The following is a 21,692-nucleotide window of genomic DNA, read 5'->3' as shown; positions in this document are numbered from 1 at the left end:
GTTAGGTGTGCGCACCAATTGTTGCACCGCAGCCAGGCGCGTTTAATTGAGTCCACGTTGAACACGAAACAATTGCCGCGGAGGCGTCATGTCAGATCAAAAGCCGAAGAAGAAGCCGGAGAAGAAGCCGGATATCACGTTCTTTCATCCGGACCTGCTCGAGGTACCCGCGGACGGCGCCGCGCCGTATCTGAAGGGTTATCGCTGCAAGGGGTGCGGCCAGCTGGATTTCCCCAAGCTGAGCCCGTGCCCGAGTTGCTGGGGCGAAGAGTTCGATGTCGTGCCGCTCAGTCGGCGCGGGAAGCTCTACAGCTTCAGCGACAATTTCATCGGCCAGGCGGGAATGAAAACGCCATATTCGTTCGGCTATATCGATCTGCCCGAGAACCTGCGGATCTTCGCGCAGCTGGAGGGCGAGCCCGGCAGCTTCCGCTGCGACGAGGAGGTCGAACTGACGGTGGGGCCGGTGCGCGACAACCGCGATGGCGTTCCGCTGATCAGCTACAAGTTCCGCAAGGCATAAATCTCGGTGGGTGACAGAAAATGAAACTGCAGCGCAAGGTCTATATCGCCGGGGTCGGCGAAACGAAATTCGGGCGGCACGAGGTCGATTTCGATGTGCTGGGCCGTGCCGCGGCATTCGAGGCGCTGAAGGCGTCGAATATCGATCGTCCGACGATGGTGCAGAGCGCATATGTCGGCAACGGCACCAACGGAATGGTGGTCGGCCAGACCGTGCTCAAGGATCTGGGCATGTGCGGACATCTTCCGATCATGACCGTGGAGAGCGCCTGCTCCGCGGGGGGCATGGCCGTGCATCTGGCGGTGCGGGACGTGGCGATGGGGCTCTCCGATGTCGCAATCGGCATCGGCTGCGAGAACCACACCCTGCACATGGCGCAGGGCACGGCCTTCGCGACGGCGATGTCGGATATCGAGACGGTGCACGGCGCGGTCATGACCGGCAAGTATGCAATGCGCGCACAGCGCTACATGTACGAGACCGGCGCCACGGCCGAGGACCTGGCGATGATCACGGTGAAGAACCGTCGTCACGCGACCAACAACCCGTATGCGTGGTTCAAGGGCGAGATCTCAGTCGAGGAGGTCGTCAATTCGCGCGTCGTCGCTTCCCCGCTGACGCTGCAGCAGTGCTGCGGCATCGCCGATGGGGCGGGAGCGGTCGTCGTGTGCTCGGAAGAGATGGTGAAGAAGCTCGGCATCAGGAAGCCGATCCTCGTGGCCGGCTCGGTCGTGCGTTCGGGGCCGTACCACAACCGGCCGCGCGATATCACGGGCGACGACATCACCGAGGAAACCGCGGCGCAGCTTTATGAAGAATCGGGCATCGGCCCCGAGGACGTGAATATCGTCGAACTGCACGACGCCTTCACGATCGCCGAGCTGCTGTATTACGAATGCCTGGGCCTGTGCCCGAAGGGCGAAGGGCTGAAGTTCCTGCGTGACGGCAACTCGACGCACGGCGGCAAGTGCGTTGTCAGTCCGCGCGGCGGGATGCTCTCGTACGGTCATCCGATCGGCGCTTCGGGGGCCGCGCAGATCGCTGCGAGCGTCAAACAGATGCGTAACCAGTGCCCCGGCTACCAGGTCGATCCGGTGCCGCGCGTGGCAATGACGCACGTGACGGGCGGCGGGCTTTCGGGCACGGAACACGCGGCTTGCACGATGCACATGCTGGTGAGCGACTGGTAACAGGGGGGATGGGGCGATGGAATCGAAAGGCAAGGAAAGGGTGGTGCTGATCGTCAATGCCGACGATGCGGTGGGCGAGGCGGTGGCGCTGCGGCTCGCCCAGCCCGGCGCGCAACTCGCGCTCGTCGGCGCGGACGCAGGCAGGCTCGACAGGCTCGCGTCGCGACTGGCCGAGAAGGGGGTGGCGGTGATTGCGCTGGTGACGGGCGCGGTGGACCCGGGAGAGATCCGGCACGCGGTCGCGCGGGTGATGGCGCGCTACGGTCGGATCGACATCCTGGTGCAAAACGAGAGCGTGCTGACCGCCAAGCCGTTGCAGGAGATTTCGGACGCAGACGTCGGCGCCGCGCTCGGCGCGGGCCTCGCAGGCCCCTTCCACTACCTGCGCGAAGTCGTTCCGGCGATGCGCGAGCGCGGCTTCGGACGCGTGGTGAATATCAGCGACATCCGTTATCTCGGCCTCGCGGCGAGCGCCAACGTCGCCGCTGCGCGTGCGGGCCTGTTCGGACTCACGCGGGCGCTCGCGCTCGAGTCGGCGCGCGATGGCGTTACGGTGAGCACGGTCGTCATGGGCGACCTCGACAACGACGCGACGCCCGCGGCCGAGCGGGAAAAGCTGGCCGCCGGCATTCCGGTGAAGCGGTTGGGCACGCCCGCCGACGTTGCCAACGCAGTCGGCTTTCTCGCGGCCGACAGTTCGAAGTACGTGACCGGGCAGACGCTGTTCGTCTGCGGCGGCAAGAGCGCGTACTTCTCGATGTCGATTTGATCACGGAGGCGGCAATGGGAATTCGCAACAGGGTCGCGCTGATCACGGGGTCGGCGAGCGGCATGGGCAGGCAGACGGCGCTGCGCTTCGCCGAGCAGGGCGCGGCCGTCGTCATCAACGACATCGACGCGGAGAAGGTGCGCACGACGGTCGATGAATTCAGCCGGATGGGACATCGCGTGCTCGGCGCCGTCGCCGACATCAGCGACAAGGCCGCGGTGGAGGCGATGGTGCAGCAGACGGTCGATGCCTTCGGCCGCATCGACATCCTCGTAAATAACGCGGGCATGGAGCGGGCCGGCGCGCTGCGCAAGCTCAGCGAGGCGGACTGGGATGTCACGATCAAGGTCAATCTGAAGGGCACCTTCCTGTGTTCGCAGGCGGTGCACGGCTACATGGTCGAGAACAAGCACGGGCGCATCGTCAACATCGCCTCCCGCGCATGGCTCGGCGGCGCCGGGCAGACACCGTACTCGTCGGCGAAGGCCGGTGTCGTCGGCATGACGCGGACGCTCGCGATCGAGCTCGGTCGCGCCGGGATCACCGTCAATTGCGTAGCGCCGGGCCTGATCCACACGCCGATGTGGGAGGAGCTGCCGGAGAAGGATCGGCAGTTCCTGTTGGCGCGCCAGCCGACCGGAAAGCTCGGCGATCCCGACGACATCGCCAACACGCTGCTCTTCCTCGCCGACGACGAGACGGGTTTCGTCACCGGCCAGGTGCTCTACGTGTGCGGCGGACGAAGCCTGTTCGCGGGCTGACGGCAGGCGCGCGCGACGCTCGGCGGGCAGGAGGAATGTGAGATGGGACAGGACTTTTCGCGATTCAGGGTGCTGGACTTGACCGGCGAACTCGGGCCGTACGCGGCCAAGATGTTCGCCGGGCTGGGTGCAGACGTGATCCACGTGGAGTCGCCTTCGGGCGACCCGCTGCGTCGCGTCGGCCCGTATTTCCGCAACGAACCCGGGCCGCAGGCGAGCTTGCCATACCTCTACTACAACGCGGGCAAGCGTGGCCTCGCGCTCGATCTCGAGAACGAGGCGGGACGCGCGGTCTTCGCCAGGCTGTGCAGTCGCGCCGACCTGCTCGTCGAAAGCTGCCGCCCGGGCTACCTGGACGGGCTCGGCCTGTCCTATGACGTGCTGAGCCGCGACAACGCCAGTCTGGTGCAGACTTCGGTCACCCCGTTCGGGCGCACCGGGCCGCTGGCGGCTTATCCCGGTTCGGATCTGACGTGCTCGGCGCTGAGCGGCTTTCTCTACCTCGCGGGCGTCGATGGCGACAAGCCGGTGCGCGCGCCGGACAACCAGGCGTACCGGATGGCCGAGGCGTATGCGGCCGTCGGCAGTGCGATCGCGCTGTTCAGCGCGCAGCGCACCGGGCGGGGCCAGGTGGTCGATGTGGCGTGCATCGAGGCCCAGGCCATGGCGCTCGAGAACGCGGCGCAGTTCTGGGACCTCGAGGGCAAGATCAGGCGCGGGCGCGGGCGCGAGGCGGGCAGCGCGACGCTGCATCCGTGCGCCGACGGCTACATCGCGCTGGTCGCGATCATGGGGCGCAACAAGGAGATGTGGACGCCCTTCGTCCGCTGGCTCGAGGCGGAGGGCGTCGAGGAATGGCAGCTTCTCGATGACGACAAGTGGATCGATTTCGCGTACCGATGCTCGGCCGAGGGCTACGCGACCTTCTGCCGCGTCTTCGAGCGCTATACCCGAAGCCGCAGCAAGGCCTACCTGTACGAGATCGGTCAGCGCTTCAACGTCGCGGTGACGCCGGTGAGCGACGGCGGGGATCTGCTCGCGAACCCGCAGCTCATGCACCGGGAATTCTGGAAGGCGCAGTTCAACGACACGCTCGGGGCGGAGATCACCTATCCGGGTGCGCCGTACGAGTTCGGTGAGCTGCAATGGCGGCTCGGCCGCAATGCCCCGCGCATCGGCGAGCACACGCGGGAAGTACTTGCCGAATGCGGTTATCCGGCGTCCGAAATCGACAATCTGCTGCGTGCGGGAGCGGTATATGCCGAACAGCATTGAACGTGCCCTGGAGGGTATCGTCGTGTGCGACTTCTCGTGGGTCGGCGCCGGGCCGATCGCCACGAGCGTGCTGGCGCAGTGCGGCGCGGACGTGATCAAGATCGAGAGCGTCAAACGCCCCGACACCTTGCGCCGCGGCGAGCCGTTCAAGGACGGCATCGGCACTGGCCTCGACCGCAGCGGCTACTTTGCCGCGCGCAACGCGAACAAGCGCGACATCGCGCTCGACATGAACAACCCGCTTGCGCGCGAGGTCGCGGTGCGGCTGATCGCGAAGAGCGACATCGTCATCAACAACTTCCGCGTCGGCCAGATGGAGAAGTGGCAGCTCGGCTGGGACGAGGTGCAGAAGATCAACCCGCGGGCGATCTACGTGACGATGAGCATGCAAGGCATCGACGGTCCGCATAGCCGCTACATGGGCTACGGCGTGAACCTCAATGCGCTGTGCGGCTTGACCGCGCGTGCCGGCTTCCCCGGCGAGTCGCCCTTCGGCACCGGCACGAACTATACGGACCACGTGATGGTGCCGACCCATACGCTATTCGGGATCATGGCGGCGCTGCTCGAGCGCGAGGTCACGGGGCGCGGCCAGACCGTCAGCCTGTCGCAGCTCGATTCGGCGATCTGCATGACGCCGAGCGCGCCGATGGCCTTCGCCGCCAACGGCGACACGCTCGGGCCGCTCGGCTACGGCGATCCGGAAGCGGTTCCGCACGGGGTCTATACGACGCTGGGCTACCGCAAATGGATCGCGATCGCGGTCTTCGACGACGCGCAGTGGGCTGCGCTGCGGCGCGCGATGGGCAATCCCCCGTGGGCCGAGGAGGAGCGTTTCGCGACTGCCGCGATGCGACGCCGGCACGAGGCCGAGTTGAACGAGCGCATCGAATGCTGGACCGCGACGCAGCACGGCGACTGGCTGATGGAGGCGCTGCTGAAGGCGGGAGTGCCGGCGGGCGAGGTGCGCGACGCGCGCGAGGCGATCGAAGACGAACACCTGCGGCGCCGCGGCTTCTGGGCCTATCTCGATCACCACGAGGTCGGCGTCACACTCTACAACCGCGCGCCGATCGTGTTCTCGCGCACGCCGCTCGAGATGAAGACCGCGGCCCCCGCGATCGGGCAGCACACCCGCGAGGTGCTGGGCGGCATGCTGGGCTATTCGCAGGACGAAATCGAGAATCTGGTCAGTCGGGAGGTGCTGGTGTGACCGCTGACGACCAGTGAAGTGGGCGACCGTCGGGCGATGGCACGGTGGCCGCGAATCCAGCCAGGAGGAGGACGAATCATGCACAAACAACAGCTGCGGCAAGCCAGGTCCGGTAATTCCGTGCCCGCCGGTCTCTCGCATTACGAGTGCCCCGAGTGCGGCATGACGGTGGCGGTGGGCGAATACCACCCCTATGCGGCCTGCCTGATGGTGGGCGGCTGTCACAACGGCGCGACGATCCGCGAAGCGCTGATGGCCGTGTTCGAGGACGGCATGCGCGTTGCCGCCGAGAAATGCCGCTGCAACGGCAGCGCGTCGATCGCCGACAAGATCGAGTCGCTGATGCGCTCGGACGCCGATTGAAGATCCCGGATCGGCGAACGGGCCCGATAACTACAGGACAAGAGACGAAAAATGGATTTTTCCTTATCCGAAGAACAGACGATGCTCAAGGAGGTGGCCCGGCGCTTCACCGCCAACGAGCTGATGCCGCTGGAAAAGGTCCTGCTGGAGCGGGAAATGCGGATGTGGACCGACGGGTACACGCTGCTGCCGGCCGCCGATCACGCCCGGCTGATGCACATCACCAAGGAGATGGGCTTCTGGGGCATCGAGGTCGATGAGAAGCTCGGCGGGCAGGGACTGGGCATGTTCGCCAAGACCCTGGTCGTCGAGGAAATGTCGAAGTCGCTGGTCGGCTTCTCGCATCACGGCTTCACGCTGCCGCCCGATGCGCCCAATCTTTATTACCTCAACGAATGCGGCACGCCGGCGCAGCGCGAGAAGTACCTGCGGCGCTACTGCCGGGGCGAGATCGACTCGGCGATGATGGCGACCGAACCTGGCGCGGGCTCGGACATCAGCGGCCTGACGACCACGGCCGTGCGCGAGAACGGCCAGTGGGTGATCAACGGATCGAAGATCTTCATCAGCAAGTGCGACAAGGACGAGCTGTTCTTCATCTGCATCGCCGTCACCGACAAGGAGGCCGCGACCAAGCGCCGCTTCACCGCGTTCATCCTCGACAAGGACACGCCGGGACTGCGCATCGGCGCCGAGATCCCGGTGATCGGCGCGATGCCGAGCTGGACCGTCTATCTCGACAACGTGCGGGTCGGCGACGAAGCCGTGCTGGGCGAGGTCGGCGATGCGTTCATCCCCTTGCAGAACCGCTTCGGCGTGCGGCGGATCGAACTTGCGGCGCACTGCACCGGCATGGCCGAGCGGCTGATCCAGATGATGATCGACCAGGCGAACCTGCGGAAGACTTTCGGCGAGCCGCTCGCCGAGCGGCAGACGGTGCAGAACTGGATCGCCGATTCGACCGTCGAGCTCGAGCAGGTGCGGTTGCAGCTCTATTTCACCGCGTGGAAATCGGACCAGGGGCACAAGGATCTGCGCATCGAGGCCTCGTCGCTGAAGATCGCCGCCACCGAAATGCTCACGCGCATCGCCGACCGCGCGATCCAGCTTCACGGCGGGCTGGGCCTGTCGCGCGAGCTGGGCGTCGAATACGTGGCGCGGATGGTGCGTATCTGGCGGATCGTCGAGGGCGCATCGGAAATCCATCGTATGTCGATCGCGAAGAAGCTGCTCGCCGACGGCCGCACCTACAGTCCGTTCATGGCCGCCTGAAGCGGATCGGAACACAAGAAGAAAGGAGAACAGCAATGCCGGTAATGCTGGAAGTAAGGAATCACGTCGCCTATGTCACCCTGAACCGTCCGGAAGCGATGAACTCGCTCGATCCGGAATCGATCGCGGATCTGACCGAAATCTGGACGCGCGTGCGCACCGACCCCGATATCCGCGTCGCGGTGCTGACCGGCGCGGGCGAGAAATCGTTCTGCACCGGGACGGACATGAAGAAGGCGCCGCCGCCGACCGAGTGCATGGCCGCGACCTACCTGCGCGACGGCCAGCCGGTCCTGCCGCAGATGAAGATGTGGAAGCCGATCATCGCCGCGATCAACGGCTATGCGGTGGGCGGGGGGCTCGAGATGGCGCTGGCGTGCGACCTGCGGATCGCCTCGTCGAACGCCAAGTTCGGCCTGACCGAAGTCAAGGTCGCGAGCCTCGCCGGCCTCAACGGCACGCAGGCGCTGCCGCGCGCGGTGCCCCAGGCGGTGGCGATGAAGATGCTGCTGACGGGCGAGATGATCTCGGCGGAGGAGGCGTTGCGCTACGGGCTCGTCAGCGACGTCGTCGAGCCATCGGGGCTCGCGGACCTGGCGCGATCGTACGCGGAGAAGATCGCCAGCGCGGCGCCGCTGAGCGTGCAGGCAACCAAGCAGGCCGCGGTGCTGGGCCTGGATATGCCGCTCGAGCACGGGATCCTGTACTCGCACCTGCTGTGGGGCGTGCTGCGCGATACCGAGGACCGCAAGGAAGGTTTCAAGGCCTTCGGCGAGCGGCGCGCGCCGGTGTTCCGCGGGGCCTGACAGCTACAGTCGGGATGGCGGGGCGGCCATGCGAGGGCCGCTCCGCAGGCAGGAGACATGCACGCCATGGCTCAAACCGTGGTGCAGCGTCGCCTGAGCGCAAAGGGGGCCGGCGTTGAAGCCCGCCGCCGTTGCGGTGCTAACGCGCCCACACCACCCGTCCGCCGATCAGGGTCATCGCGACGCGAGCCCGCGCCAGGTCGGTGGCTCCAGCCCAATCGCCTGCGCCTTCGATCAGCACGAGGTCGGCGCGCCGGCCGGCTGCGATCGTCCCGGTCGCGTCCTCATCGCCGCTCGCGGACGCGCCGCCCCAGGTGTAGAAGCGCAGCGCGTCTGCGAGCGCAATCGCCTCTTCGGCTGCAACCGCGCGACCCGCGCCGTCGCATCGTGTGACCGCCGCTTTCAGGCCTTCGAGCGGCGCACAGGCCACCAGCGGCGCATCGGAGCCGAACGCGAGCGGGATGCCGTGGCGCAGGAAGGAGCGGAACGGGAAGAGCGGGGGCTGCGCCGGGTCGGGCGGAGAGGCATGCAGCGCCGGCGCGGCCAGGGGCAGCAGCGCGGGCTGGGCGACGACGATCGCGCCGCTCGCGGCGACGCGGTCCAGCCATTCGCGCGGGCAGGCCGGGCAGTGCTCGAACCGCGGGGACAGCCGCGGTGCGAGTCCCAGATCGTTTAACCACGCTAACGCGTTCAGCGACCGGTCGAGCAGCGCGAGGTCCGGTACGTGGAAGGCGAGCTGGAAGCCGGCGAGGTGTGCTTCTAGCGCCGTGGCGTCGAGCAGTGCCTGTGGCGGGGCCGGATCGCCCGTGCTCTCGTCGAGCGCGATCTTCGCCGCGCCGATGCGCAGCGCTTCCGGCGCGCAGTCGCGATGAGCACTTCCCGTGTGCAGCCCCAGCTCGGCGAACGCTTCAATGCTGTCGGCGCCGACGCACAAGGATACGCGCGGTGTGACAAGGCCGCGCCGCTTGTAGTCGGCCATCGCGTGCCAATGTGCAGGCGTGTTCGACCAGCTCGTGTCCTGCAGGGAGGTGATCCCCGATTCGAGGAAGACGCGGTCGGCAGCACGCAATCCAGCCTCGACCTCGTCGGGCGCGAGCGGCGGCAGCGCGGCGGCGACCTGGGCGTGGTTGCCGGATACGATGCCGTTCACCCGCCCGTCCGCGGGATCGCGGTGGATTGCGCCGGCATCGGACGGGCTGGCCGATTCGTCGATGCCGCATAGCGCGAGTGCGCGGCTGTTGAGCACGCAATGTTGCCCGCTGCGCTCGACGACGATCACCGGATGGGCGGGCGACGCGAGGTCAAGCTCCCAGCGGTTCGGCAGCCGTCGCTCGGCAAGAGTCGCGGGGTCGCAGTTCGCCGCGCGCAGCCAGTTGCCGGGGCGCGTCTCGACCGCACGGGCGCGCAGGGCGTCGACGAGATCGGCGATACTCGCGACGCGCGGCGGCCCGCAATCGACATGGCGGGTTGTCATCGCAAAGGCGACCGGGTGGCAGTGCGCGTCGTTGAAGCCCGGAATCAGGGTTGCCCCCTGGCAGTCCACGACCTGCGTGTGCGGGCCTGCGAGGGACGCGCGCGCCGAGCGGTTTCCCACGTGCAGGATACGACCGTTGCGGATGGCGACGAGGTCCGCACCGTGAGTCGGCGCTCCGGGCGTGAAGGCAACGAGATTGCAAAGGATCAGGTCGGCATTCATTGCGCCTCGCCAACTGCGGCCTCGCGTCGTTTCGTCATCAGGTAGTACTTCAGCGCCTCACGCAGGCCGACGTGGAAGGGCGTGTGCTCGAACCCGAAAAGACGGTCGATCTTCGCGCCGCTGTAAAGAAGCGGCCCGTCGAGCGGGAAGGGCAGCGGGATGTTGCGGCGCGTGATTTCCCCGACCGGCAGCGGCAAGGTTTCGATAGGCTTGCCGACGATTCCGCCGAGCACCTCGACGATGCGAGAGTAGGTCACCGCCTCGCCCGAGGCGAGATTGAAGGTCTCCCCGACCACGCCGGGCTCTCCGATGCAGCGCCACAGGAGGCGCGCCATATCCACGACCCAGATGAAATTGAACGACGACCGCGTGGGGTCGGGTATCACGATGGGTTCGCGGTTACGCAGGCGGTCAAAAAAATACGTCTCGCGCGGTGCGTAGTTGTAATAGCCATAGATGATCGCCGGCCTCAGCACAGTAAGGCCGATCCCCAGTCGCTCGCATTCGCGCCGGGCCGCGTCTTCGGCGAGGCATTTCTCATAGCCGTAATCGGCGTATCCGCCCAGTTCCGGCTGCGGACCGTCGAGCAGGGGGGCGTTCTCGTCGAGCGGCCCGCCGCTTGGGTTCCGGTAGACGGTCGTCGTGCTGATCAGCAGATACTGGCGAACCCGACCGCGCAGATTCCCGATCAGCGTTTCAACGTGGGCGGGCGTGTAGGCGCAGAAATCGACAACCGCGTCCCATTCGCCACCGGGGATCGCATCCCGGACCTCCTCGGGGTGCTCGCGGTTGCCGACATGCTCGGTGACGCCTTCCATGCGCAGCGGAAAATTGCCGCGGTTGAAGACGTGCAGCTCGGCGCCGGGCATCTTCAGCGCTTCCTCGACGAATACCCGGCCGGAAAAATAACTGCCGCCGATCACCAGTACGCGTTTCGTCATGAAGGGTCTCCGTTGGCGCTCGCTCAGCCGACCAGCACGCTCAGGCGCCGCAAAGCGGGGTCGTGGATGCGCTCGTGGATCAGCGGACCGTGATCGACGAGAAAGCGGCTGTCTGAGCTGGTCAGCCCTTCGGCCTGCAGTTCGGCGATCGCTGCCGCGCACAGCGCGTCGATGTGCGCCCGCTTCTCGTCGGCATCGCCCGCAGACACCAGGGCCTTGACCTGCGCATGGACGACGCGGCCCAGCCGCGGCAGAGCGAGCAGGCCGCGATGCAGCCACTTGTAATACGGTGCATAGCGGCGGTTCAGCAGGTAGACGAGGGACATCAGATCATTGCAGAACTTCGTCTCCGCGTATCGCGCCGCGAACACCTCGCCACGTGCGAGTGCGCGGGCGAAGTTGTACTGCCCCGACTGGCCGATCGACATGCAGCGGGCACCTATCTTGGCGAGCCTGACATCGTCGGGATAGAACGAGAGCAGTCGGCGGCGGCGCCGCGAGAAGTCGTCGAGCGGGTCGTGGAAGACGCGGCCGGCGGTGCAGGCTGCCAGATCCTTTTCCGGAATGCGCAGCCAGTCGAAAAGCGTCTGCGGGCCATCGGGGTGGCGGACGTATTGCTTGTACCAAGCGCCGGTCTCGAGCACCCCGACCCGTCCGCTGCCCCATTCGGTCACCGCGCGCCCGAAGCCGGCGAACGACTTCGGCAGCCGCTCGTAGGCCCGCTGCAGCGCGGCGCCGATCGCGGCGTGGTCTGCGTCGGTGAGCCACAGGCAGAAGCCCGGACCCCAGTCGTGGTCGCGCGACTGCTCATCGTCGAACCCGAGGCAGTCGGAGCCGTCGCCTGCGAGTCCGACCGCGATGCGCTCGCGCCAGGCGGCGAATTCACCGTCGAGCAGGTCGCCGCCGTAACGCTCGAAATACCGCTCGGCGAGGGTCAGGCCGTTCATGGCGCAGCCGCGAAATCGATGACGCCGACGGTCTCGCTGCCCGTGAAGGCCTGCTGCGCGATCAGTGCGTCGAGCCGCCGGCCGACCCTGGCATCGACGTATTTTTCGCCACACTGCTGGCACAGTCCCGCCGGCACCTTCTTGATGACGTACAGGCGTCCTTCCAGGCGGTAGTCGAAATTGCCGACAGTCACCTGCTTGATGGCTCCGCCGCAAAAGTAGCAGGTCGTGATCGGATCGGACATTGCGGCTATCCCCTCGGAGCGATGCAAGGCGGTGTGCCACAAGGGCGGCGCCGGGACGTAGGCATGCGTGACGACAAGCCCGCCATCGGCCTGTGGTGCAGCGATCACGTGCACCGCTTTGCCGTCGTGGACGGCGCACAGCAGGTAGGCCGGGACTCGCTCAACGTGCCTGTGCTCCTCGATGATGCGGCCGGTGCGTAGCGCCGCTTCGATCTGCGCCACGTTGACGGATCCGGCCATCAGCGAGCGGATCACATGTTCTGACAGCACGTAGCGGGAGGCTTCGGCGCGTGCGGCGATCCACTCGGTTTCGCGGCCGGGGGCGGGAAGGGTCATGGCTTGGCCGAACACGGTTCCGACTACTGATAGACGCCGGTGAAAATTTCATTCTTGTCGGCGAACATTTTCGTGAACTTCGCACGTGCATCGGCGCGTACGCGTTCGGCTTGTTCATGATCCAGCCCGCGTCCCTGGATCCATTTTTCCAGATTGACGCCGCCGGGCAGCCATTTCTCCAGCGTCTCCCGTTCATACATCCATGCCTTGTCCTTGACGCCCAATGCGGCCAGGATTTCCCAAACCTCGTCCTTGGTTTCGTCGTGGCAATAGACACACATGACGCAGCGGTTGAGCTGGAATTCGGTGATCAGCTTGCGGTCGTATTTGACCGCGGGAATCTTCTTTTCCTCTACAAAGGGATCCAGCTTTCTCGCCAGTTCCTCGACTTCCTCGCGCAGGCCGAACACAAGCCATTTTCCCCAATGTTCCAGATATTGCTTGTTGGTCAGCGGTTCGCCGCGCAGGTTGATGTAGTTGTAACGGTACTCGACGTGATCCAGAGGAACGACGAAGATGAAATGCGATTCCGGCCGGTCGACGATCATGTGACGCCCCCTTTCAGCCTCCGGCAATGGCCGGAATCACGTTGACGACATCGCCTGCGTCGAGTCTGGTGTTCATGCCATCCAGATGTACGGCGTTTCGGCCATTGATGAAGAATACGAACTGGGGCGAGATGCCTCCGCTGTCGTTCGTCAGTGCCGCGGCGAAGCCGGGATTGTGCTGGTCGATCAAGCTGATCAACGTGGCGACCGTGGCATTCGCCGGCGTATCGATGGCAAGTTCGCTTTGTTTGATGCCCAATACGCCGAGCAGATTCAGCCTGACGTCGATGTTCATGCCGTCTCTCCGTATTTCAATACGCTCTCGGCGTGATCCAGGTCGCGATAGCCGTTCTTGCATACCAGTCGCTGCAGGGCCTCGAGCGCGAGATTGCGATTGGCGGCGACGGCTGCCTCGATATTCTCGAAATACAGCTGCAATGTATGATCGCCGTAGGTTTCCAGCTCGCAGCCCAGATAGATTCCGAAGTTCCGGCCGTCGCCGGTTTCATCCATGCTGCGGCAACATCGTCGATAAAGGGCGGGATAGCGACGTCCCAACTCTTCCTGCCAATTGCTTTCCATCGTGACGATGATGTCGATCAACGGGCTGTCTGATAGCGGTGGAATCAGGTCGTCCATGCGCGCGTATTTTTCCGCAAGCAGGTTGCGGCCGACCGCCTCGGCCTGTTCCAGATCGGCAAGATAGGAGGCGAGCATCGGTCCCGTCCACGTCTCGAACAGACTGGAACGGATCGTCTTGAAGTTGTCTGGAGCGCTCTGACAGGGGGCGTGCCGTGCGCTCCTGACGCGGACGAACATCTGCCATTCGGCTTCCAGCACGCGGTCGAGCAAGTACGAGTTCACGTCTGTGGCGTCCTCGATTCACGCATTTCACTGATGATCAACTCGCCAAACAACTTGGGCAGTTGCTCGGCCTTGTCGACAAACTTCACGAGACTGCCGTATTCGTCACGTAACGATTGCTTGGAGGACAGGCTGCAACTGATGCCCAGCGTGAGCAGGCTGATGCCGTTGCCCTTGCAATACTTGATGGCATCCGGCACGCCGCACCCCCAGTTCGAGGCGCCGTCGGTGATGTGGATCAGCAGCGTTTTTTTCCCCGGCGTGCGGGTATTCAACGCCGTGGCGATGATCGCCTCGCCGGAAGCCGTCCTTCCGTGCGGCAGCACCGTCAGCATGCGGCCACCACGATAGATTTCGGTGATGCGGCAGGCGTTCTTGACCTCGTTGTAGGCGAATAGCCGCGCGTTGCTCGTGTATTCCAGAATCGCGGCAAACAGCGTCTGGTAGATCATTTCCGCCTGGTCCCATTGCGTCGGGTCGGCCATCGACCCGGTCGCGTCCACGAGCAGCACGACATTCTTGCGCATGTCGAACTCATGGTTCTTTTGCTGGAACACGGCACCGGTGGTGTGGGCGCGGTAAAGCCGCCGACTATGAATCTTCCCCGAACTGAGGCCGCGGTTGAAAACGCTGCGGCGATCGGTGGCGTTCCGCACCACTTGCTCAAGCTTGTGCAAAAGGTGGCGATCGACGCGGTTGCGCGCCATCATGACGATGTCGTTACCCTCGACGCGGGCGACGTTTTCGAAATTTGCCACGTTCCCTTTGATCTGATCGGTGAAATCCCGGTTCTTCTGCGGCAGCGCCGCCTCGATCAGGTTGGCATAATTCACGATGGTGGCCTTGACTGCTGCTTGCTCTGCCTCTTCCTGGGCAAGGTCATCATCGTCGCCCATGTCGGGCATCATGAACCGATCGCTGCGGTCGCCCGGCCAGAACCGGATATGCCCGAGCACTTCGCGCCAGAGCTTTTCGTACAGATCGAGGCGGAAATCACAGCGATCGCTGACGCTCGAGAGCGCCGGGCAGTCGTGGCGCAGGGCCGGCACGATGCTGTTCATGGTCTGCATCGGCTTGCTGTAGTACTGGTCCAGGCTACCCCGCATCACCAGGCCACCCAGGGTGAGATCGCTGTGACCCTGCTTGTAGAGTTCCGGATCGCGGTGGGCTGCCAACCGCCACCACAGGTGCAGCATCTCGGAAAGGGTGGGCGGCTTGATCAGGCTCTTCAGCGTCTTGACGATACGCCAGTCACGCGCCACCTCGGCGTAGTGACCGAGCACGCTCTTGTTGGCCAGGCCGTCGACGTAGACGGACTCGCAGACGCTGAAGAACATGTCGAACTTGTATTCGTACTGCGTAGGCGGCTGGACGCGCAGCCTGAACATCTCCCGCAGACGCTCGGACCACTCGACGCGCTTGTACGCCTCTTGCACCATGATGCCGACCATCAGATCGGTCTTTCCCGCCGGCACCGGATACGTGCCCATGATCGGCGTTGGATCGAGGGCGAGCGCATTGTCGAGTTCCATTCCCGACCAGACGATTTCGCCGACGTTGCGCCCGATGAAGGTCGACAGTTTGCGAATCGCGACCAATAGCTTCACCAACTCGACCGATTCGATCGGCGACTTGTCGCGACGCCAGAAGTCCGAATAGCCTTCCTCGCCGGGAATGACGAAACGCTTGACGTCTCCCGTGCAGCTCATCAGCCGAAGTGTGGTGTCCCTGTTCTTGGCCATGGAAGACCTTAGGCGGCAATGTACTGAACGTATTCGGTCTTGCTCTTTTCCACCTTCCCCAGATTGACGTGCAGCGACAGCAAAACCGATTCAAGCGTCTTCTTGTCGGTTTGGAGACTCGTCACGATGGCCTCGCGCAGCGTTCCGCCGGCGGCGATCATCTCGCCGAGCATCAGGATCTTGCGTGTCGAAACGTCGACGCCGAGGTCGGCATTGGCGCGAATGCTGTTCGCCACCGTGATGATTTCCCTCGCCTGCTCGTTTGTCACGCCGGTCTTCTTTTCCAGCACCTCCATTTCGACTTCGTTCGGCAGAAAGTCCATGGTCGTGACATAGAAGCGGTCGCGCAGGGCCGGGTCGAGCAGCTCGGTGCCGACGAATTCGGCGCCTTCGTTGAGCGTCGCGAAGAAGACGACACCAGGCGCCACTTGCAGCAGGCCCAGTTCGTCCATCCATACCTGACGATCGTCGGAGAGGATGGAGAACAGCATGTTCAACGCCTTCGGATGCTCGGGGCGATTGATCTCTTCAAGATGGATGACACAGTTGGGCGTCTGGATGGCCTGAGGGAAGAGGAACTGCTTGTAGCGCGTCTCCCCGTTCTCCAGCGCGTATTCGCCAAACAATTGGCCCGGTTCGGACAGGATGCCGATCTGGAACGTCGCCAGAGGTAGCCTGTTGACGGCGGCGTATTGGCGCACCAGCGAGGATTTGCCGCAGCCCTGTTTTCCGACCACCAGGATATTGACGGGATGCTTTTTCGATATCTTGGCGAATTTGTCGAGAAAGCTTTGGTTTTCCGTACTTACATAGTAGTAGGGATCGACTTCCGGGACGAACAGGCCATTTGCGCTAAGGGAGGTTTTCATGATCTTTTGTTACCACCGTCGAGAGGTGAACCACCTCGGTTGGATTTTCAGACGTGGTCGCGGAAGCTCAGTTTGCCTTCCTCGTGCCTGGAGCAAGTCGTGTTCACGACGTCCCTGAGCCAGCGTTTCCAGACCCCACCCATGGCGTGACGGTTGGCGGTGCATTGCCCGCGCTGCGGATCGGTGGGATCGGGGGTTTGCCATTTGCAGATCCGGCACGGCTTTGCTGTCCCAGCCTCGGTGTGCGGCTGGTTCTGCAAGTTCTTTGCTGTTTCCATGTTGTCAGTCTCCATGTCTTTTGGTGTAACCAGGGGGGGCGCAATGCCACCCCCTCTTTAGCGGCTTTCTTAGATTTCGACGTTCAGGAACTCGAGATCGGACGCGCTGAAATCCTGTTCCTGACGGGCGATGATGGTGTTCTGCCCGTAGGTCGGGATGTCGACAAACCGGGCGCTGTAACCGGAAACACGAACGATGAGGTCATGGTGCTTCTCGGGTTCGCGCTGCGCGGCGCGCATTTCGTCTGTGCTGACGACATTGAACTGAACGTGGTCGATGTTCAGATCGTGCCAAGTCTTCATGTACGAGTTCCAGATTTCGAAACCATGCTTGGAGCGCATGATCGGCACCGACAAACGCTGGTTCAGCAAATTGCCCTTCTGGTTCTTCTGCACCTTGGACACCGAGCGCAGCACCGCCGTCGGCCCCTTTTTGTCGGTGCCCATGTAGGGAGAAATGCCACCGTCGTCCGCTGCCTCGCCGCCGAAGCGGCCGTCGGGCGTGGGACCCGTCCTCGAGCCGACTTCCATGTACAGGCCGACGGCCTGACCGGTCGGCATCACCGGACCACCCGAGTAGTTGGTGATCTTGCGCATTTCGCCGCCGATGATCTCCTCGTAGAAGCGGGTGATGATGGCGTCGGCGTAATCATCGTCGTTACCCCACTTCGGCGCCCGCTTGAAGTCGACGCGCATTTCCTCGAAGCCTTCCCAGTTTGCCTTCAGCGCCTGGCTGAGCTGGTCGAGGGTGTACTTCTTCTCATCGAACACCAGCTTCTTGATCGCCACCAGGGAGTTCGCGGCCACGATCGTCGTGATCGGGTTGTGCCAGCCGTTGGGCTGCTCGGAGAGGGCGTTGGCGTCCATGCCGAATTCCATGCAGCCGTCGTCGATCGCGGACACGAAGGGCATTTGCAGGAAGCGTTGCTCGAAGTAGCGCGACACGTCCTTGGTGCTGATGCACAGGTTGATCGCGTACTGATACTGCTTGCGGAAGGCCTCCCACACGTCCTCGAAGGTCTTCAACGACGCGAGCTGACCGGTCTTCGGGCCCAGTTGCATGTCGGCGTAGGACCAGTCGTAGCCGTCGTTAAGCGAAATTTCCAGCAACTTCGCCGGGAAGATCGAACCGCCACCCTCCGAACGGGTTTTTTGCGTCTTGCGGCGACCGTGGATGCCGGGCGACATGCACAGCACGTTGACCCAATTGTGGGCCTCCTCATCGGTCGCGCCGTTGCCGTTGAGACTGAACTTGGCATATTCCTTCATCTGTTCCGTGCCGATCTCGTCGTGCTTGATGGACGGATAGCCGAGACCGTCGCGGACGCACTCGAACACCCAGCGCAGCGTCTTGTCGCGGTTCTTCTTGGAATAGCGGAAGACGATGGAGGGTTCGGCCGTGCGGATGCGCTTGGCTGCTTCCAGGATGGCGTCGGTCATGTCGTTGCAGGCGTCCTCACCCTTGGCGTTGGTCCCGCCCACGGTCAGGATGAACAAGTCGTTCGAACCCGGGAAGATTTCGCGATAGGCGCGCGATTTGCCAGCGCCGTGCTCGGAAATCTTCAAGCGCTCCATCTCGACGAGTTCCACCGCGCCCATGTGGTCCATCGGCTGGAATTTCTTGTCGATGACGGACGCCTTGTAGTACGGCCACAGCAGGGTGTCTTCCTTCTGCGCGTAGCCGCTCGCGTAGCGCTCGATGGCGTGGCAGATCAGGAAGGTGAAGAACTTGGCCTGCATCGCGTCCTTGAGGCCCTTGCAGGGCTCGGCCGGAATGCGGTGGCAGATGTCGGCGATTTCGAGCAGTTCTGCCTGGCGCTTCGGATCCGTCTCGAAGTTTTCGGCGACGATCCTGGCCAGACGGGCATGACGGCGCGCCCAACTGATGACCGCCTTGCAGGCGATGACCATCGCCTTCCAGTTGTCGATCTTGGCGATGTTGTCGAGGCCCTTTGTGCCGTTCCACGGAAAAGTGGTCATGTCGGCCTGGGCTTCGGCGATGTGCTTCTCGGCGAGCTTGATGCGCGCAAGCAGCCCGTCCTCCAGGACGGTCTCGTAGGGCGGCACGATACTGTTGTAGCCGGAAGCGAAGGAGGGCGCCTCCATGCTGCTGACCTGGTACATGCGACCGAGGTCGGCCGGATCGAAGTACGGCTGGCACTTGCTTTGCAGGCTGTGCGGCTTCCAGTACGCGTTGATCGCCGCCGCTTCATCGGCCGGCTGCGGCGAGTAGTCGCTCATCAGGTAGTCCTGAACCGCCATGTGGGACAGTTCGGGATACAGCGGGAACATGTTGGGATCTTCGGCGTGGTAGCCGACGATGAATTCGTCTTCCTGAAGCACCAGGGTCGACTTGTTCAGAACGTTCGCCAGGCCGAGCGCACGACGGATGGCTTCCGGCTGACCCTCGCTGGCCTTGTGCGCCTCGGTCAGATAGCGCATGCGCTCGATCCCGGCCGTGACGTTCTTTTCGATGAACTCGCCGGCGGACGCATGCTTCCAGCGGCAACGTTCCTTCAGACGCTTGGTTCTGGCGGTCGAAGGCTTTTGCAGATGCTCGTGCAACTCGTCGGATGGAATCTTCGCTTCCGTCGGATCTTCCGGCGTGAAATTAAGCGTCTTCCCCTTGTACTCCAGGATCTTGGCGCTTGCGATGTCGTTCATGTCTGTCTCCTCAAGCTTTATGTTTATCGTTTCGTGTGAAAGGCTTCACATCGCGTGCTGTTCTCGAATATGGGCTTGGAGAGCCAGTACTTGCCTTTTTCATCCTCCTTTTCCCGCACGCAATCGGCCTTTCCGGCCTCGTAGTCATCGGCGTCCTTGGGAAGAGGAAAGAAGTTGGCGCACTGCCTACATGTGGTGGTTTCCATAGATGAGTCTCCTTTGGTTTATGTAATACACCTCGTAGCGGCATCGCGAGTCGTCTCGTCTCTGTCCGCCGTGATGCCAACCAGCCCGCCGATCGTCACGCTCTCGATGCCTGCGAGCTTCAAACCTTTGACCAGTGGCACTACCTTGTCGGGCGGGTTCTCTTCCACGCCCAAGTATTGGTATTCCTTTTCCCTGCCGAGGGAGCAATATTTCCCTTCGCCATAGGTGTGGTAATTGAGAATATCCACCCCCTCCAGCTGTTTGGCATGGCGACTCAAATAGCTGATGTAATCGGTGAAATCCTGGGGGGAATCGTTGAATCCTGGGATCACAGGGATATGGATGCGGACATTGGCCCCGGATCGAATGAGATGCTCGATGTTGTCGAGTATTGGCTGAAGTGGCCAGCCAACGACTTCTTCGTGTTTCTTCGGATTCAGCGATTTCAGGTCGACGATGAAGAGATCGACAAATTCCAGGAGCGGCTGAATGACTTCCCGGTTCTTGGGAAAACAGGAAGTCTCGATAGCGACGTGGACCTTGCGCTCCTTGATTCGACGCGCCAGTTCCAACGTGAAGACGGGATGAAAGAGAGGATCGCCACCGCTGATGGTGATCCCGCCACCGCTATTGCGATAGAAGAGGGAGTCGGACAGCACTTCGCGCAGGATTTCCTCGACGCTCATGCGTTGCCCGACGGTAGTGCGCGCGTCCGTCAGGCAAGCGGCGACGCAACGCATGCAGCGCTGACAGTCCGTGCGGTCGAGTTCGACGATCGTGCGGCCGTCCGCGTTGCGTACGAGGCGGGACGTTCCCGCGGGGCAGACTGCCACGCAGCGGCCGCAACCGACGCAGCGCGACGGGTAATAGTAGAACTCCTGTCGTACGTCCTGGGTTTCGGGGTTGTGGCACCACGGGCAACGTAGCGGGCAGCCCTTCAGGAAGATGGTCGTCCTGATCCCCGGCCCGTCCTGCAGGCTGAACCTCTGTATTTCGGTAACAAGAGGAATTTTCACGACAGTCTCTGCGGTTTGGTGGACTGCAAACAAAGTGACGTACGAAGATCACGCTACGCGGGATGCTGGTTCCGATGTACTCGTGTCCGGCGACCGTGGATTGAATTAGGCACCGCCCGTTGCACGTAAACAATTGGTGCGATCACCTAACGAAAGGGGGACTGCCCCTAATGCAGCCGCAAGGTTGCAGGCGCACAATCGGAGCAGGCTCGAGCTCAGGGATTGATATCTCTGCCGAACGTGGGATCGCCGGCCGATTGTGCTGGCGCCGGCTCGAATAGGCTGATGTCCGGGGGGCGGGGAGGAAGTGCGCATGAAGGATGACGCGTTCGACGTGGAATTGGGCGATGAGCAGGGCGAAGAAGCCTCGGTCGGCTACGAGGCGATCTTTCGCAATACACCCGTGGCGATCTGCCATTTGCGAAACCGCACGATCAAACGCTGTAACCGCCGATACGAGGAATTGTTCGGGTACGAGCCCGGCGAACTCGACAACCGGTCAGTCCGTGTGCATTACCCGAGCGACGACTCGTTTTCGACGATCGGCGAGAAATACGGTCACTTCTTCGAGCGCGATCACACCTACAAGGACGAGCGGCCGTTCGTGCGCAAGGATGGCTCGTTGATCTGGTGCATCGTTACCGGCACCTTGCTCGATGCTGCCGACCCGAAGCTCGGCAGCATCTGGGTGGTGCAGGACATCTCCGAGCACAAGCGGATCGAGGAGGAATTGAAGGCCGACGTCGAGAAGCTCGAATTCGTCGTGCAGCAGCGCACCGTGGAGCTCAGCCGGCACGTTGCGAGCCTCGAACAGGAAGTCGCGACGCGCCAGCGCGCCGAGGAGGCCGCGAACGAGAATCGCGAGAAATACCAGAAGCTCTTCCACATGCTGCCGATCGGCATTTCGATCACCGATCCGCACGGCGAGATCCTCGAGGCCAATTGCCAGTTCGCGGAGATGGTCGGCGTGCGGCGCGCCGCGCCCGAGAGCTGGCGGACACTGCCGCTGCGTTTCTTCCTGCACGACGGAACCGAGATCCCGAGGCACCGCCTGCCGTGGCAGCTCCGCGACTTCCAGAAGGATTCGATCAACAACATCGAAATCGGGATGCGCGACGGGAAGGGGCGCAAGCTGCGCTGGCTGAGCGTCAGCTCGTCGCTGATCGA

At 63.4% G+C, this 21,692-nt stretch carries 23 protein-coding genes; 10 read left to right on the top strand and 13 right to left on the bottom strand.

Features of this window, described 5'->3' with window-relative positions; translation table 11 throughout:
• The first annotated feature begins 88 nt into the window (after positions 1 to 88).
• From bbsA to BW991_RS23235, 9 genes are all read left to right on the top strand, one after another.
• Positions 89 to 523 (top strand): benzoylsuccinyl-CoA thiolase subunit BbsA, encoded by a 435-nt coding sequence (gene bbsA / locus BW991_RS23275; RefSeq protein WP_076604497.1) that lies wholly within the window; start codon positions 89 to 91, stop codon positions 521 to 523.
• 20 nt (positions 524 to 543) lie between these two features.
• Complete coding sequence (bbsB, locus tag BW991_RS23270) at positions 544 to 1,713, top strand: benzoylsuccinyl-CoA thiolase subunit BbsB (protein ID WP_076604496.1); 1,170 nt, start codon at positions 544 to 546, stop codon at positions 1,711 to 1,713.
• 43 nt (positions 1,714 to 1,756) lie between these two features.
• Positions 1,757 to 2,482 (top strand): SDR family NAD(P)-dependent oxidoreductase, encoded by a 726-nt coding sequence (locus tag BW991_RS23265; RefSeq protein ID WP_244551801.1) that lies wholly within the window; start codon positions 1,757 to 1,759, stop codon positions 2,480 to 2,482.
• Positions 2,483 to 2,496: 14 nt separating this feature from the next.
• Entirely contained in the window at positions 2,497 to 3,243 is a 747-nt protein-coding gene (locus BW991_RS23260) for an SDR family NAD(P)-dependent oxidoreductase (RefSeq protein ID WP_076604494.1), read from the top strand.
• 42 nt (positions 3,244 to 3,285) lie between these two features.
• A complete protein-coding gene (locus BW991_RS23255) occupies positions 3,286 to 4,518 on the top strand; it encodes a CaiB/BaiF CoA transferase family protein (RefSeq protein ID WP_076604493.1) in 1,233 nt (410 codons plus the stop codon).
• On the top strand, positions 4,502 to 5,731 hold the full coding sequence (locus BW991_RS23250) for a CaiB/BaiF CoA transferase family protein (protein ID WP_076604492.1): 1,230 nt from the start codon (positions 4,502 to 4,504) through the stop codon (positions 5,729 to 5,731). The genes BW991_RS23255 and BW991_RS23250 overlap by 17 nt, the downstream gene beginning before the upstream one ends.
• A gap of 78 nt (positions 5,732 to 5,809) precedes the next feature.
• On the top strand, positions 5,810 to 6,094 hold the full coding sequence (locus tag BW991_RS23245; protein WP_244551800.1) for a hypothetical protein: 285 nt from the start codon (positions 5,810 to 5,812) through the stop codon (positions 6,092 to 6,094).
• Positions 6,095 to 6,145: 51 nt separating this feature from the next.
• Positions 6,146 to 7,366 (top strand): acyl-CoA dehydrogenase family protein, encoded by a 1,221-nt coding sequence (locus BW991_RS23240; protein WP_076604490.1) that lies wholly within the window; start codon positions 6,146 to 6,148, stop codon positions 7,364 to 7,366.
• A gap of 35 nt (positions 7,367 to 7,401) precedes the next feature.
• Positions 7,402 to 8,172: an enoyl-CoA hydratase/isomerase family protein gene (locus tag BW991_RS23235; protein WP_076604489.1), complete on the top strand. Its 771-nt coding sequence runs from the start codon at positions 7,402 to 7,404 to the stop codon at positions 8,170 to 8,172.
• Between the two features lie 139 nt (positions 8,173 to 8,311).
• Here the strand turns inward: BW991_RS23235 and BW991_RS23230 are convergent, their stop codons facing one another.
• From BW991_RS23230 to bssD, 13 genes are all read right to left on the bottom strand, one after another.
• Entirely contained in the window at positions 8,312 to 9,868 is a 1,557-nt protein-coding gene (locus tag BW991_RS23230) for an amidohydrolase (RefSeq protein ID WP_076604488.1), read from the bottom strand.
• Entirely contained in the window at positions 9,865 to 10,809 is a 945-nt protein-coding gene (locus BW991_RS23225) for an SDR family oxidoreductase (RefSeq protein ID WP_076604487.1), read from the bottom strand. The genes BW991_RS23230 and BW991_RS23225 overlap by 4 nt, the downstream gene beginning before the upstream one ends.
• Before the next feature lie 23 nt (positions 10,810 to 10,832).
• Positions 10,833 to 11,756 carry a DUF4037 domain-containing protein gene (locus BW991_RS23220; RefSeq protein WP_076604486.1) on the bottom strand — a complete coding sequence of 308 codons (924 nt, stop codon included), beginning with the start codon at positions 11,754 to 11,756 and terminating at the stop codon, positions 10,833 to 10,835.
• On the bottom strand, positions 11,753 to 12,337 hold the full coding sequence (locus tag BW991_RS23215) for a YgiT-type zinc finger protein (protein WP_076604485.1): 585 nt from the start codon (positions 12,335 to 12,337) through the stop codon (positions 11,753 to 11,755). Before BW991_RS23215 ends, BW991_RS23220 begins: the two co-directional genes overlap by 4 nt.
• Positions 12,338 to 12,360: 23 nt before the next feature.
• Positions 12,361 to 12,885, bottom strand: coding sequence for a hypothetical protein (locus BW991_RS23210; protein ID WP_076604484.1), 525 nt, complete (start codon positions 12,883 to 12,885; stop codon positions 12,361 to 12,363).
• A 13-nt stretch (positions 12,886 to 12,898) separates the two neighbouring features.
• A complete protein-coding gene (locus BW991_RS23205; RefSeq protein WP_050417938.1) occupies positions 12,899 to 13,180 on the bottom strand; it encodes a MoaD/ThiS family protein in 282 nt (93 codons plus the stop codon).
• A complete protein-coding gene (locus BW991_RS23200; RefSeq protein WP_244551799.1) occupies positions 13,177 to 13,737 on the bottom strand; it encodes a DUF4125 family protein in 561 nt (186 codons plus the stop codon). Before BW991_RS23200 ends, BW991_RS23205 begins: the two co-directional genes overlap by 4 nt.
• Before the next feature lie 8 nt (positions 13,738 to 13,745).
• Complete coding sequence (locus tag BW991_RS23195; protein ID WP_244551798.1) at positions 13,746 to 15,491, bottom strand: vWA domain-containing protein; 1,746 nt, start codon at positions 15,489 to 15,491, stop codon at positions 13,746 to 13,748.
• Positions 15,492 to 15,499: 8 nt separating this feature from the next.
• Positions 15,500 to 16,360, bottom strand: a complete 861-nt coding sequence (locus BW991_RS23190; protein ID WP_076604482.1) for an AAA family ATPase — start codon at positions 16,358 to 16,360, stop codon at positions 15,500 to 15,502.
• A 47-nt stretch (positions 16,361 to 16,407) separates the two neighbouring features.
• Entirely contained in the window at positions 16,408 to 16,638 is a 231-nt protein-coding gene (locus BW991_RS23185) for a benzylsuccinate synthase beta subunit family protein (RefSeq protein WP_076604499.1), read from the bottom strand.
• A gap of 69 nt (positions 16,639 to 16,707) precedes the next feature.
• Positions 16,708 to 19,302: a glycyl radical protein gene (locus BW991_RS23180; RefSeq protein WP_076604481.1), complete on the bottom strand. Its 2,595-nt coding sequence runs from the start codon at positions 19,300 to 19,302 to the stop codon at positions 16,708 to 16,710.
• Positions 19,303 to 19,325: 23 nt separating this feature from the next.
• Positions 19,326 to 19,508 carry a benzylsuccinate synthase gamma subunit family protein gene (locus BW991_RS23175; RefSeq protein ID WP_076604480.1) on the bottom strand — a complete coding sequence of 61 codons (183 nt, stop codon included), beginning with the start codon at positions 19,506 to 19,508 and terminating at the stop codon, positions 19,326 to 19,328.
• Positions 19,509 to 19,526: 18 nt separating this feature from the next.
• A complete protein-coding gene (gene bssD / locus BW991_RS23170; RefSeq protein ID WP_076604498.1) occupies positions 19,527 to 20,525 on the bottom strand; it encodes a [benzylsuccinate synthase]-activating enzyme in 999 nt (332 codons plus the stop codon).
• A gap of 313 nt (positions 20,526 to 20,838) precedes the next feature.
• Between bssD and BW991_RS23165 the strand changes: the two genes are divergently transcribed.
• Positions 20,839 to 21,692 (top strand): PAS domain-containing protein (locus BW991_RS23165; RefSeq protein WP_139335995.1); only part of this gene is annotated, 854 nt, incomplete at its 3' end.

The organism is Aromatoleum tolulyticum (genome assembly GCF_900156155.1).
Taxonomy (GTDB): Bacteria; Pseudomonadota; Gammaproteobacteria; order Burkholderiales; family Rhodocyclaceae; genus Aromatoleum; species Aromatoleum tolulyticum.
Note: the sequence above shows the minus strand (reverse complement) of the source record. Positions and strands in the feature narration are given on the sequence as shown.

Bases quoted from the DNA above. Each gene is read 5' to 3' on its own strand.
- BW991_RS23185 (WP_076604499.1), bottom strand. From the start codon at position 16,638: ATGGAAACAGCAAAGAACTTGCAGAACCAGCCGCACACCGAGGCTGGG.
- BW991_RS23175 (WP_076604480.1), bottom strand. From the start codon at position 19,508: ATGGAAACCACCACATGTAGGCAGTGCGCCAACTTCTTTCCTCTTCCC.
- BW991_RS23260 (WP_076604494.1), top strand. From the start codon at position 2,497: ATGGGAATTCGCAACAGGGTCGCGCTGATCACGGGGTCGGCGAGCGGC.
- BW991_RS23240 (WP_076604490.1), top strand. From the start codon at position 6,146: ATGGATTTTTCCTTATCCGAAGAACAGACGATGCTCAAGGAGGTGGCC.
- BW991_RS23220 (WP_076604486.1), bottom strand. From the start codon at position 11,756: ATGAACGGCCTGACCCTCGCCGAGCGGTATTTCGAGCGTTACGGCGGC.
- BW991_RS23205 (WP_050417938.1), bottom strand. From the start codon at position 13,180: ATGAACATCGACGTCAGGCTGAATCTGCTCGGCGTATTGGGCATCAAA.
- BW991_RS23235 (WP_076604489.1), top strand. From the start codon at position 7,402: ATGCCGGTAATGCTGGAAGTAAGGAATCACGTCGCCTATGTCACCCTG.
- BW991_RS23210 (WP_076604484.1), bottom strand. From the start codon at position 12,885: ATGATCGTCGACCGGCCGGAATCGCATTTCATCTTCGTCGTTCCTCTG.
- BW991_RS23245 (WP_244551800.1), top strand. From the start codon at position 5,810: ATGCACAAACAACAGCTGCGGCAAGCCAGGTCCGGTAATTCCGTGCCC.
- BW991_RS23190 (WP_076604482.1), bottom strand. From the start codon at position 16,360: ATGAAAACCTCCCTTAGCGCAAATGGCCTGTTCGTCCCGGAAGTCGAT.
- BW991_RS23215 (WP_076604485.1), bottom strand. From the start codon at position 12,337: ATGACCCTTCCCGCCCCCGGCCGCGAAACCGAGTGGATCGCCGCACGC.
- BW991_RS23230 (WP_076604488.1), bottom strand. From the start codon at position 9,868: ATGAATGCCGACCTGATCCTTTGCAATCTCGTTGCCTTCACGCCCGGA.
- BW991_RS23255 (WP_076604493.1), top strand. From the start codon at position 3,286: ATGGGACAGGACTTTTCGCGATTCAGGGTGCTGGACTTGACCGGCGAA.
- BW991_RS23180 (WP_076604481.1), bottom strand. From the start codon at position 19,302: ATGAACGACATCGCAAGCGCCAAGATCCTGGAGTACAAGGGGAAGACG.
- BW991_RS23195 (WP_244551798.1), bottom strand. From the start codon at position 15,491: ATGGCCAAGAACAGGGACACCACACTTCGGCTGATGAGCTGCACGGGA.
- bbsA (WP_076604497.1), top strand. From the start codon at position 89: ATGTCAGATCAAAAGCCGAAGAAGAAGCCGGAGAAGAAGCCGGATATC.
- BW991_RS23250 (WP_076604492.1), top strand. From the start codon at position 4,502: ATGCCGAACAGCATTGAACGTGCCCTGGAGGGTATCGTCGTGTGCGAC.
- BW991_RS23225 (WP_076604487.1), bottom strand. From the start codon at position 10,809: ATGACGAAACGCGTACTGGTGATCGGCGGCAGTTATTTTTCCGGCCGG.
- bbsB (WP_076604496.1), top strand. From the start codon at position 544: ATGAAACTGCAGCGCAAGGTCTATATCGCCGGGGTCGGCGAAACGAAA.